The 13,185-nt window shown below is 39.1% G+C and carries 9 protein-coding genes; 5 read left to right on the top strand and 4 right to left on the bottom strand.

The features are described from left to right. Nucleotides 1-306: 306 nt before the first annotated feature. Nucleotides 307-882, top strand: coding sequence for an ankyrin repeat domain-containing protein (locus tag AABE15_RS08075; protein ID WP_338330780.1), 576 nt, complete (start codon nt 307-309; stop codon nt 880-882). 9 nt (nt 883-891) lie between these two features. Here AABE15_RS08075 and AABE15_RS08070 read toward each other — a convergent pair whose 3' ends face one another. The 3 genes from AABE15_RS08070 to AABE15_RS08060 all read right to left on the bottom strand — a co-directional run bounded on the left by AABE15_RS08070 (nt 892) and on the right by AABE15_RS08060 (nt 3,095). Beyond that, nucleotides 892-1,998 carry a site-specific DNA-methyltransferase gene (locus AABE15_RS08070; protein ID WP_338330779.1) on the bottom strand — a complete coding sequence of 369 codons (1,107 nt, stop codon included), beginning with the start codon at nt 1,996-1,998 and terminating at the stop codon, nt 892-894. Beyond that, nucleotides 1,995-2,627 carry a ribonuclease HII gene (locus AABE15_RS08065; protein WP_338330778.1) on the bottom strand — a complete coding sequence of 211 codons (633 nt, stop codon included), beginning with the start codon at nt 2,625-2,627 and terminating at the stop codon, nt 1,995-1,997. The genes AABE15_RS08070 and AABE15_RS08065 overlap by 4 nt, the downstream gene beginning before the upstream one ends. Before the next feature lie 147 nt (nt 2,628-2,774). After that, the gene (locus tag AABE15_RS08060; protein ID WP_338330777.1) at nt 2,775-3,095 is read right to left on the bottom strand and encodes a YtxH domain-containing protein; all 321 of its coding nucleotides are present in this window, start codon (nt 3,093-3,095) and stop codon (nt 2,775-2,777) included. 294 nt (nt 3,096-3,389) lie between these two features. Here AABE15_RS08060 and AABE15_RS08055 point away from each other — a divergent pair, with 294 nt between their 5' ends. The 4 genes from AABE15_RS08055 to AABE15_RS08040 are packed head-to-tail and all read left to right on the top strand — an operon-like array spanning nt 3,390 to nt 12,585. Further along, on the top strand, nt 3,390-4,574 hold the full coding sequence (locus AABE15_RS08055; protein WP_338330776.1) for an efflux RND transporter periplasmic adaptor subunit: 1,185 nt from the start codon (nt 3,390-3,392) through the stop codon (nt 4,572-4,574). A 34-nt stretch (nt 4,575-4,608) separates the two neighbouring features. Further along, complete coding sequence (locus AABE15_RS08050) at nt 4,609-7,767, top strand: efflux RND transporter permease subunit (protein WP_338330775.1); 3,159 nt, start codon at nt 4,609-4,611, stop codon at nt 7,765-7,767. Continuing rightward, nucleotides 7,764-11,048: an efflux RND transporter permease subunit gene (locus tag AABE15_RS08045; RefSeq protein ID WP_338330774.1), complete on the top strand. Its 3,285-nt coding sequence runs from the start codon at nt 7,764-7,766 to the stop codon at nt 11,046-11,048. Before AABE15_RS08050 ends, AABE15_RS08045 begins: the two co-directional genes overlap by 4 nt. After that, nucleotides 11,041-12,585 (top strand): efflux transporter outer membrane subunit, encoded by a 1,545-nt coding sequence (locus tag AABE15_RS08040; RefSeq protein WP_408870269.1) that lies wholly within the window; start codon nt 11,041-11,043, stop codon nt 12,583-12,585. The genes AABE15_RS08045 and AABE15_RS08040 overlap by 8 nt, the downstream gene beginning before the upstream one ends. A 171-nt stretch (nt 12,586-12,756) precedes the next feature. Here the strand turns inward: AABE15_RS08040 and rplQ are convergent, their stop codons facing one another. Continuing rightward, nucleotides 12,757-13,182: a 50S ribosomal protein L17 gene (gene rplQ / locus AABE15_RS08035; RefSeq protein ID WP_338330773.1), complete on the bottom strand. Its 426-nt coding sequence runs from the start codon at nt 13,180-13,182 to the stop codon at nt 12,757-12,759. Nucleotides 13,183-13,185 lie beyond the last annotated feature (3 nt).

Genomic DNA, 13,185 nt, shown 5'->3' with positions numbered 1-13,185 from the left:
CATATTCATCTTTTTATTAAATTGCTGAATTCTATAAACTATTTATATTAAATATCAAAACTATAAACTATAAAATTCAAACACTAAGTGTATCTATTCCTATTTTTGTGTTTTAGAATAAGATTTGAATGTTAACGATACAATTATTTACAGTAATAATGAATTCAAATGGAGATCCAGTTCAATTCAGCCCTTTCATAAATTGTGTTATAATACCTATATCTTTAAAAGAAAATGTCGTATTCATATTCCGTTCAAGTTATATGAGCTATCGTTAGAAACTACTTATCATAGAGAAAACGCATTATGAATTTGCAATATTGTTTATCCCCTATCTTAAATCTGGTTTCTATATTGGTCTTTGTGGCTTCAACCATATTAAGTTCAAATGCTTTGGCTGAAAAACCACAGCAAATTCCTAATCATAAAGAAAATTCAAAAACCGTTCAAGCGCCCCCTCCTTCGCATAACACAAACAGTCCCACGACACCCGATCTCGACGATACGGATAAAAACCCTACGCAATCCTTATTTGATGCCATTAACAAAGGTAGCCTCCAAGAAGCCCAAGATGCACTCAATCGCGGTGCTGATCTCCATGCTTTTAACGTACTTGGTCAAACACCTCTTGAAATGTCAGTGGATTTAAATAGAGACCGCATTACCTTTCTTTTATTATCCATGCGTGGTTATAATAACTCTCCGCAATCTTTATCTACTATAAGCAATGAGCAAAGCATCGTTACGGTTAAAAATACCAAGGGCCATCTCTATATAAAAACTAAAAACAAACGAACCACTTCCCCCCTTCAATCGGTTCAACAAAATACTGACAATGCAGGGATACCTAAGCCCGAAATTGGTTTCTTGGGATTTAAATAAACCTTCCGCTTATTCGTTTTTTATTTTATTAATCGTTTCGTTATACTGTGAACGCAAAGTATCTAAGGATGCTAATTTTCCAAGGCATTCAAAATACCAAAATGTCCAACCATTACAAGAAGGCGCATGGGTAACCAGCGCGCCAATTTTATGTATAGATCCCCTTTGTCCACCACAGACAATAGTACCGTCTGAGGTTACTGTGGCAAAAATACGCTTTTGACGATCCATCAAAATAGTGCCAGGCACTATAAATCCTTGTTCTACTAAATTCCCAAAGGGTACGCGGGGAAGCTCTCTTTTTGCGGGGGTTAATTTGATATCTTTCTCAGGCAAAACCTGTTCCAAACTAATCCTTTTTTTTGCTGCTTTCATATAGTCGGGATGTCTTTCAATCCCAATAAACCGCCGCTGTAAACGCTTTGCAACGGCTAAAGTTGTACCCGTACCGCTAAAAGGATCGAGAACAACATCATTAATATTGGTTGAAGACAATACTATACGATACAGAAGGCTTTCTGGTTTTTGAGTAGGATGCAATTTTAAACCATATTCATTGCGCAACCTCTCATTTCCTGTGCAGAGAGGCAAAAACCAATCCGAACGCATTTGCAAATCATCATTTAACGTTTTCATCGCTTGGTAGTTAAAACAATATTTACTATTTTGTCCCTTAGCCGCCCAAATTAACGTCTCGTGAGCATTCGTAAAGCGTCTCCCTTTAAAATTAGGCATAGGGTTTGATTTGCGCCAAATAATATCATTGAGTATCCAAAATCCTAGATCTTGTAAGATCGTGCCAATACGAAAAATATTATGGTAAGATCCAATCACCCATAATGTACCGTCTTTGTTTAACAATCTATAGCACTCTTTAAGCCATTCTTTGCAAAATTGATCATAAACAGCAAAGCTTTGAAATTTATCCCATTCCTCTGTAACCCCATCCACTACTGTGTCATCGGGTCTTCTTAACTCCCCTTGAAGTTGGAGGTTATAAGGTGGATCAGCAAAAATACAATGTATCGATGACGAAGGCAGTTGCCTCATAAGTTGTACGCATTCTCCACTGAGAATTTGATCTAAGGGCAACTCGGATTTAATTGCACCGCTCATAAATTTTTCGACATAATTGCCGCCTCACTGTGCTCACTCATAATACCAAAAGATAATTGTTTTATTGTTATATATCCTTGTCTATGATAAGGCGTCATTCCATGTTTTTTTAAAGCGTTCTTGTGAAATGCAGTAGGGTAGCCTACATTTCGCTCCCAACCAAAGTTAGACCATCGCTGCGCTAATTTCTTCATCAATCGGTCCCTCACTACCTTAGCGATAATGGACGCAGCTGCTATCGAATGCGATAAACCATCCCCTTTTACAATCGGTTGACTTGCACAATCAAAAACAGGGGAAGACAAACCATCAACTAAAATAAGATTAGGAGAAAAAGGCAATTTTTTTATGGCTCTTTGCATGGCTAAAAAAGCGGCTTTTTTAATATTTAGAGTGTAAATTTCCTGAACCGATGCGCCTGAAACACCAATGTGTACATCAGGAGAATGTACTAAAATTTTGTAAAGATTTTCTCTTGTCTTCGAATTTATTTTTTTTGAATCGTTTAAACGATGGGCAATTCCCGCAGGAAAGTCGCCCCGAAATGATACAGCGGCTGCAATTACGGGACCTGCAATGCAACCTATTCCAACTTCATCTACACCGGCAATAACGATGGGAAATGTCATTTTGCTTGTTTATTACTCGTTTAAAATATCTATAAAGTTCTACTATACTCAACGAGTCGCAAAAAGACAGAGCTAAAATAAAAAAAATAAAAAAAGGCCATTAACTTATTAAAAAATTAACAACCTTTTGCATACACTTTATTTAACTTAAGAACGTCGACGGCAACATCTCAACATTTTAGAAACAATCATTCCGACGCCCATTGCCATACCTACGGACAATAATGGACGGTCTTTAACGAAATTAATCATCATTTCTAATTTTCCATCATCCCCATATAAACGTTTAAATTCATCCTCCGCCATATTTGAAAAATCGTTCATTTTTTTCTTGGCATCACTAAGATGGTCGCTTGCATGATCTTTAACGTCTTCAAAGTTTTCTTTAGCAGTTTGTGCCGTATCTCTCATTTTATCTTTTCCCTCGTTAACAACGTCTCTAAGTGAATCCTTCATTTCGTTGCTCATTTCTTTGTTCCCCCTTATTATTTATAGTTTTCAAGTGTAGTGATTTAAACCTTATCATTTTACAGCTATACTGACTTTAAACGTATAAAATCAGCTGAAGAAAAATATTATTTTTGATTATAACCAAAAACGTGCTTCCTTTTAATCCTATTCTTCTTACTGTATTATTACAATAATTTTATTATTCCCCTGTTTTCTGTGGAATGCCATAAAATAATCTTAATTAGCCCACATTTATGATACTTACTTTGAGCAACTTTACTGTTATGAACAATTGTAAAAGATTTGTGAAATATGTCGCTGTCAAGTTCTACAAACGATGACTCTTCCCTGCAAATGCGCCGTAATCGTAAATGGATGTTTCGGCTTATTGTGCTTCTGTGTTTACTTATTCTTTTGATTATTACGTATCGTTTTGTCCATACGTTTTTTTTCAAAAAAGATAACTCTGTTGCCTTACCGCCAAAGCCTGTAGCCATATCAAGCGTTAAAAATATGGATGTTCCTATCGTATATACGGAACTTGGGACAGTTGTTCCCGTTACTACCATTATTGTTCCCGCCAGAATAGCAGGCTACTTACAACAAGTTTTCTTTACCGAGGGACAAAGTGTTAAAAAAGGTGAATTGCTTGCTTTAATTGATCCAAGACCCTATGAACTCTTAAAAGCCCAATACGAAGGTACACTAAAAGCCGATCAAGCCACCCTAAAGCAAGCGAAATTAGACAATGCACGCTATCAAAAACTGTTAAAACAAAACAGTATTGCCCCTATGACCGCCCAAGATCAGCAATATAAAGTTGCGCAATTGGAAGGGCAAATTGAAGCAGATAAAGCACTGGTTAACCAACAACGGCTTAACATCATCTACTGCCACATCCGTGCCAACGTCGATGGTCGTATCGGTATTAGAGCGGTTGATGCTGGAAACTATGTTACCGAGGGTCAAAGCGGTGGCATTGCCACTTTGACACAAATGACACCTATATCAGTCCTTCTTACGGTACCTGAAAATAAACTTGACAAAATTATCAATGCTATTTCAAAACAAAAAACGCTGCAAGTAGAAGCATGGAATAGTGATAATACGAAGAAATTGGCTGTAGGTACGACCAGTGTGATTGATAGTGAAATCGATACGTCAACGGGAACAATCAAATTACGAGCCCTTTTCTCTAACGAAGGATGGGGACTTTTTCCTAATCAATTTGTAAACGTTCACATATTGGTCAATACATTGCACGATGTATTGACTGTACCCAATAATGCCATTCAAACAGGGCCTGAAGGTTCCTTTGTGTATGTTGTCGAAAACGATTCAATAGCCAAATTAAAACTCGTCAAAACGGGTTATGATAATGGTGAACGAACCGTTATAAGTTCGGGTTTGAAACGCGATGATAAAGTCGTTACGGATGGTATAGACCAACTTAAAGACGGCTCAAAAATAACAATAGCTAAAAATTCTTCTTCCTAACTTTAGACTACTTCTTTCATTTTAGGCAAACCCTATGAATCCTTCGCGCCTATTTATTCTGCGTCCAGTTGCAACAACATTATTAATGGTCGCTATACTCATCTGTGGGATTTTAGGATACAAATATTTACCTTTGTCTGCTTTACCTGAAGTGGATTATCCAACGATAACCGTAACAACATTTTATCCAGGCGCTAGCCCTGAGGTAATGATGACATCCGTTACGGCACCTTTAGAAACACAACTAGGCAAAATACCTGGGTTGGACGAAATGATTTCCCAATCCTCGGGGGGAGCTTCAGTCGTAACATTGCGATTTACTTTGAATTCGTCTATGGACACTGCTGCCCAAGAAGTACAAGAAGGAATTAACCAAGCAACCTCTTTATTACCCACCGATTTACCTGCACCGCCAATATATGCAAAAGTTAATCCTGCAGACACCCCCATTTATACCCTAGGTGTTACCTCGACCACTTTACCTCTGACTGAAGTGGAAGATTTTATTAATACCCGTCTCGCTGCAAAAATAAGTCAAATTTCCGGGGTAGGCCTCGTAACGCTTGCTGGGGGACAACGAAAAGCCATACGCGTACAAATGAACATTCCCAAGCTAACCTCTTACGGAATTGATTTGGATAGCGTGCGCACGACTATTGGTAATGTTAACGTTAATGCCCCCACCGGCAGTTTTGATGGTCCACAGCGCAGCATAACGTTACAAATTAATGGGCAAATAACAAACGTTGATGTGTTGCTCAATCAAATTATCGCCTACAGCAACAACGGTCCAGTTCGTTTGAAAGACGTTGCCAACGTTATAGAAGGTCCCGAAAATACCCAACTAAAAGCATGGGCAAATAAAACACCTGCTTTAATTTTAAATGTCCAAAAACAACCGAGTGCTAATGTCATCAAGGTGGTTGATAAAATAAAAACCATTTTACCACAACTTGAAAGCGCTTTGCCTGCCGGTATTTCAATTATCCCTCTTACCGATCGAACGACCACCATACGTGCTTCTGTTCACGATGTTCGACTAGAACTTCTTCTTTCAATAGCTTTAGTAATCGGCGTTATTTTTGCTTTTCTTAAAAATATTTCAGCTACGATTATTCCAAGCCTTTCGGTACCTTTGTCGATTATCGGCTCGTTTGCGATCATGTATCTCTTTGGTTTTTCACTCGACAATTTATCCCTAATGGCACTCACCATCGCCACAGGCTTTGTCGTCGATGACGCGATTGTCATGATTGAAAACATTAGTCGCTACATCGAAATGGGAGAAGACAAAGTCACCGCTTCCTTAAAAGGATCCGAAGAGATTGGTTTTACCATTATCTCTTTGACCATTTCGTTAATTGCGGTGTTAATTCCCTTGCTTTTTATGGGCGATGTGATCGGACGGTTGTTTTACGAATTTGCCGTTACACTATCTGTAACGATTATTATTTCAGCAATTGTTTCGCTTACGCTTGTACCTATGTTATGTGCGAAAATATTAAAAGAGCGACCTAAATCTGCCAAAGCACACGCACAGGGCCGTATTATTAATAGCGTTATTCAACAATATGACAAAGGTTTACAATTCGTTTTTAAGCATCAATTCGCAACGTTGATGACAACAATCTGTACGTTAATTATTACGTTTCTATTGGCCTATTATATTCCTAAAGGCTTTTTCCCAACACAGGATAATGGTGTATTGCAGGGTATCTCCATTATGTCTGAAGTTTCTTCGTTGAAAGCAACCGCTCAAAAACAAAAACTTTTAGCTGACATTATTCTACGCGATCCTGATGTCATGAGCTTATCCTCCTTTATTGGCATTGATGGTCAAAACATGACTCTCAATCAGGGTCGCTTCCTCATTAATTTAAAAGAAAAACAGATTAGAAGCTCTAGTGCAGACGTTATTGCCAAACGTATCAGCAACGCTACAAAAAAAATTGTCGGTACAACCCTATATATACAACCTATCCAAGATTTATCGCTTGATACATCGACAAGTCCTACGCAATATCAACTTTTGCTCGAAAACCCAGATTATAACCAATTCAAAGATTGGGTGCCCCGCTTATTAGAGCGTTTGAGAGAAGATCCTCTTTTGACGGATGTCACTTCAGATCTACAAGCAAAGGGATTGGTGGCCAAAGTTGTTCTAGATCGAACCACCGGAGCAAGATTTTCTATTACCCCACAAACCATCGACAACGTTCTTTACGATTCATTTGGCCAACGACAAATTTCAACGATTTATACTCAATCCAATCAATACCGTATCATTCTTGAAGCGGATACAAAATTCCAAAAAAAGCTTAAATCCCTTGAACAGATTTATTTACCGGGAATCAGTGGGAGTTCCTCCTCCGATAATACGAGTGGTTCAAGCCGAAACCCTACCGCTGGGTTAGTGCCTTTATTAGCAGTAACCAGAGTTGAACAATCCACATCCCCCCTTCTTATTACGCATTACAAACAATTTCCTGCCATCACCATATCCTTCAATATTGCTAAAAATACCTCTTTAGGTGAAGCAACCCGCTCCATTACAAACATTGAAAAAAAACTAAACTTACCAGAAAGTTTTACGTCTAGTTTTCAAGGTGTAGCGGATGCATTCCAAAACAGTTTAAGTAACGAACTGTTTTTAATCATTGCCGCCATCGTGGCCGTCTATATTATATTAGGAATTCTATATGAAAGTTTCATTCATCCTGTAACCATTTTATCCACCCTTCCTTCGGCGGCTATAGGGGCTTTATTCGCGCTGTGGATTGATGGCAGCAATCTCGACATTATGGGCATCATCGGCATTGTGCTGTTGATTGGTATTGTAAAGAAAAATGCCATTATGATGATTGATTTTGCCTTGGAGGCAGAAAGAAAAGAAAACAAACCCCCTCTTGAAGCCATCCATCAAGCGGCTCTGCTTCGCTTTAGGCCAATTTTGATGACCACATTTGCTGCGATGTTTGCAGCAATACCTATGATGGTGGGAACAGGCACAGGGTCCGAGTTAAGGCATCCGTTAGGAATTTCTATCTTTTGGGGATTGGTTGCCAGTCAACTTTTAACCCTATTTACGGTTCCTGTTATATATCTTTACATGGAAAGAGTAAGTTCTTGGTTTCATAAACGAACGATATCAAATTATAAGAAAAAACGTTTCAAACGGAAAACTGGGCAATGAATATTTCCAAACCGTTTATTCAGCGTCCCATCGGAACAATACTGTTAACCGTAGCGTTGATATTAAGTGGCATTCTTGGGTACAAACTTCTTCCTATAGCCGATCTTCCCAATGTTGATTTCCCAGTTATTTTAATCAGAGCGCAACAAGCTGGGGGCACCCCGGAAGAAATAGCCAGTTCCATTGCAGCGCCTTTAGAAAAAAGATTAGGACAAATACCAGGAACCAACGAAATGACTTCCCAATCGACGCAGGGGCAAGTCAGAATTATCATGCAATTCGATCTGTCTAGGAGCGTGAACAGCGCAGCCAAAGACGTACAAGCAGCGTTACAAGCGGCAAGGGCAGATCTGCCGACATCAATGCGCTCGAACCCTACGTATTTCAAAGCAAATCCAGCCGCTTCACCTATCATGGTTCTTGCGGTAACGTCGAAAACGAAAACGCTTGCTCAACTTTACGATTACGCAACCAATGTGTTGCAACAACAATTATCGGCCATCGATGGTGTGGGTCAAGTGGATATCGGGGGAAGCTCTTTACCCGCCGTGAGGGTTGAACTCAATCCCTATCCACTCTTTAAATATGGAATTGGTTTTGAAGATATACGGGCTGCTCTGGCTTCAACAAATGCGCACACACCTAAAGGTTTTATTAATGAAGGCGATAAACGGTATGAGCTGGCTACCAACGATCAGGCAACCAAAGCAGAAGATTATAAAAATCTAATCATTGCTTATCGAAATAACGCCCCTGTTTTCTTGAAAAATGTTGCAGACATTAAAGACAGCGTTGAAGACGTTCATAACGCAGGGTTTTATAACAATCAACCCTCAATTATCCTTGTTATACTGCCGCAAGCAGGGACAAATATCATCGAAACAACGGATGCTATTCATGCGAAAATACCTCAAATGGAAGCATCTATGCCACCCGATATCGGTGTACACGTTGCTATAGATCGATCCCTAACCATACGATCGGCACTTAACGAGACGCAAATGACGTTGATTTTGTCCGTTATCCTTGTGGTGGCAGTCGTTTTATTTTTTCTGAGAAATTTAAATGCATTAATCATACCTTCCATAGTTGTTCCTGCCTCTATTATTACCACCTTTGGTGTAATGAAATTATTTGATTATTCTTTAAATAATTTTACTTTAATGGCCTTAACCGTTTCGACCGGTTTTGTAGTTGATGACGCGATTGTTGTATTAGAAAATATTAACCGCCACATTGAGGATGGAGTACCCCCCAAAAAAGCAGCGTTATATGGTGCAAAAGAAGTTTCTTTCACCGTCATCTCGATTACCATTTCGCTCATTGCTGTATTTATTCCTATATTATTTATGGGTGGAATAATTGGAAGATTATTCCACGAATTCGCAATGACATTATCCATTACCTTGATAATTTCTATGATCTTATCCTTAACGTTAACGCCCATGATGTGTGCGTATATGTTGGTTCGACCTTCGTTAAAACAGCCAAAACAACATCGCACTGTTTGGGATAAATTAGATCGATCTATAGAGAAACTCTTGAGTGGTATGAGCAATTTCTATCAAAAAACATTATTAATAGCCTTAAATCATCCTTTTCTTATAGCGTCTTCAATTCCTCTGACCCTTCTGTTAATGGTGTTTTTATTTATTACTATGCCTAAAGGACTTTTCCCTGATCAAGACACCGGCACGCTTATTTGCCGACTTCAAGGCGATCAGTCTATTTCATTTCAAAACATGAGAAAAAAGATTATTGATGTAGAAAAAAAAATTATCCAAGATCCAGACGTGCAATCCGTTTCCGCTTTCACAGGAAGCAGAGGTATTAATGAAGGAAGTGTTTTTATTGAACTAACCGATAAAAATACACGAAAACATTCAATTAAAACAACCATTCGCAATTTGTCAAAAAAACTTCAAAATTTAGTGGGTGCTCAATTTTATATGATTGCTCCAGGATTAATCCGAACAGGCGGTCGATCCAGTAACGCTACCTATCAATATAGTTTACAAAGCGACTCCTCGAAGGAACTCTACCAATGGATGGCAAAATTGCTATACACTCTGCAACAACATCCTCAAATCATTACAGACGTTTCATCTGATGTTGAGCAAGGAGGTGAAGCAATTGATCTAGATATTCTCAGAGACCTTGCCCCGCGTATGCAAATTACGCCGCAACTCATCAGTAACACGTTATACGATGCGTTCGGTCAACGATCCGCTTCCATTATTTACAACCCTCTCAATCAATATCGCGTTATCTTAGAGGTCGATCCACGATTTACTCAAAATTCAAGCATATTACATCAAACGTGGGTTAGTGGATCTGGAGGTACTGCTGGTGGCGGGGTAGTTTCTAATACTATTCGAGTAAAAACGAATAATTCTCTCAGTAAAGAAGAACAAGTTAACCAACAGAATTTCAAAAACCAAGTTGCCAATCAACTTGCGGGTGGGAACAATACTTCTACAGGATCTGCGGTTTCAACATCCAGCGAAACGATGGTGCCCTTATCCATGACCACGTATAAAAAATCCTCTTTAACCTCTCTTAGTATAAACCATCAAGGCCTTTTTGTTTCAACTACGCTTTCATTTAACCTTGCCCCTGGAAAATCTCTAAGTGAAGCCATCAATTTAATTAAATCTGAAACGGTTCGTATTCATATCCCTAAAACTATTACAGGTAGTTTTTCTGGTAACGCTGCACAATTTCAAGAAAGCAATAACAACACCATTATTTTAATTTTGGCGGCTATTGCCGCCGTATACGTTGTGTTAGGTGTGTTATACGAAAGCTATATTCATCCTATTACCATCCTGTCAACTTTGCCTTCGGCAGGCATAGGCGCACTTCTTGCCTTAGATATTTTTAATCAAGAATTTACAGTAATCGCCATGATTGGGATGATATTGTTAATAGGTATTGTTAAAAAAAATGCTATCCTTATGGTCGATTTTGCCATCAATGCTCAGGAATTTGATCATATGGATGCCAAAAGCGCGATCGTTCTTGCTTGTAAACTGCGTTTTCGTCCCATTATAATGACCACAATTGCGGCAGCCTTTGGGAGCATTCCTCTTATTATTGCAATGGGATATGCCAGCGAAATTCGCCACCCTCTTGGCATAGCTATTGTTGGAGGCTTGATCACCAGCCAGGCACTGACCCTTTATACAACCCCCGTTATTTATCTGTATATGGATCGTTTTCGCCATTGGCGCCCTTTTCACTTCAATACAACAAACCATAAAGGTCAACAAGGTGCTTAGACGTTTTCCCGATTGTTTTACGTATACCAAAAATACATTTATTATATTGTCTTTTTTAAGCTTAACGTCTTTAAGTAGTTGCATGGTTGGACCAAATTATCATAAACCAGATTCAATAATTTCCTCTAAATTCAAAGAATTAAAAGCACCACAAGGATGGAGTCTAGCCAATCCTATAATGGCAGCTCAGGCTAAAGGAGAATGGTGGACCATTTATAATGATCCCATTCTGGACCGACTTGAAGAGCAGGTGGATATTTCAAATCAGAATATTAAACAGGCAGAAGCCACTTATCGTAATGCCAGAGCACTTACTGATCAAATACGTGCGGGTTTTTTCCCTACCTTGACGGGAGGGACTACATTTAATCGTCAAGGTAATGGCGGGGGAGCACGAAGTATTAATAACGGTGCCAATATCAATTATTCTGCTTCCAGAACTCAAAATACCTATGCATTACAAACTGCTGCCAGCTGGGACCTCGATTTATGGGGGAAAATTAGACGAAACACTGAAAGCCAAGTTGCCGCAGCGCAGGCCAGTGCAGCGGATTTAGCCAATGCACGGCTTTCATACCAAAGTCAACTTGCACAAGCATATTTTAATTTACGTTATCAAGATTCGCTTATGGACCTGCTGAAAAAAAATGTTGATTTCTATCAAACCTCGCTACAAATCACTGAAAACCAACATAAAGCTGGAACAATCGAACCTACGGCGTTACTACAAGCAAGAACCCAACTCCAGCAGACAAAAGCACAAATGATTCAAACAGGAATAGCTCGGGCACAATATGAACATGCTATTGCTATTCTTATCGGTAAACCCCCTGCTGAAGTTTTGATTCCTGCTGCTCCCTTATCCTTTACTGTACCGCCTATACCCGCAACGGTTCCCGCTATACTCCTACAACGTAGACCCGACATTGCTTCTGCTGAAAGAACAATGCAGGCTAAGAACGCTGAAATCGGCGCCGCCATGGCTGCATTTTTTCCTGACGTTTCTCTAAGTTCTAATTTGGCTTACAGCGGTAATCCTGTCGGAAGTTTGATACAAGTTGCCAATCGCATCTGGTCATTAGGGGCCTCTGCTTCTGAAACCCTATTTGATGGGGGCCTAAGGACATCGTTGGTAAAACAAGCAGAAGCCGAATATGATTTTGCTGTAGCTCAATATCGAGAAACCGTTTTAGAAGCAATGCAAAACGTGGAAGATCAGCTTTCAAACTTACGAATTTTGGAACAACAAGCTATTGAACAATACCAAGCGGTAACCCTTGCCAATGAAACTGCTGTAATTGCGTTAAACCAATACACAGTAGGAACAGAGGATTACACTACGGTGGTAACACAACAAATTACCTCTTTAAGTAACCAACAAACCTATTTATCCATACAACAACAACGTATGGTTGATAGTGTTCTTTTGATACAAAATCTGGGGGGAAATTGGAATACCAATCATTTACCAACAAGAAGCTCTCTTACCTCAAACTTACCCTTTGTCCCGCCTTTTATACAAAAAAATACTAATTAATAGACAGTAACAAAGAGTTTTAACTTTAATTCCTATAACACACTGTTTTATAATATATTGCGCTAGTCTTTTATTCTGTTCCGCTCAACAAAAAAAATCCCAAAAGATGAATACAAACAATAAAAAAAGCGAGCATACGCTCGCTTTTTAAAGCCAATTTAAAAAATAATATTAAGCAGCCAAATTATCCTCAGCTTCCTGCTCTGGCTTAGGACCGCTGTCTAAACCTTTCGCCGATACATCTCTATCAACAAATTCAATAACGGACATGTCAGCGGCATCACCATAACGAACGCCTGCTTTGAGTACACGTAGGTACCCGCCCTGACGAGCTTTGTAACGTTCTGATAACGTAGTAAACAACTTCTTAACAATGTCATCGTCACGCAATAGAGCGTATGCTTGCCTACGCGCATGAAGATCGCCTCGTTTAGCCAAAGTTATCAACTTCTCAACAACAGGACGAAGTTCTTTAGCTTTAGGCAATGTGGTTGTAATTTGTTCGTGTTTAATTAAAGCAACTGACATATTACGAAACATCGCTTTACGATGTGTTGTTGTAACGCCTAACTTACGGCCAGCAATACCGTGTCGCATTTT

It is taken from the genome of Commensalibacter sp. Nvir, assembly GCF_963921845.1.
GTDB lineage: Bacteria > Pseudomonadota > Alphaproteobacteria > Acetobacterales > Acetobacteraceae > Commensalibacter.
Note: the sequence above shows the minus strand (reverse complement) of the source record. Positions and strands in the feature narration are given on the sequence as shown.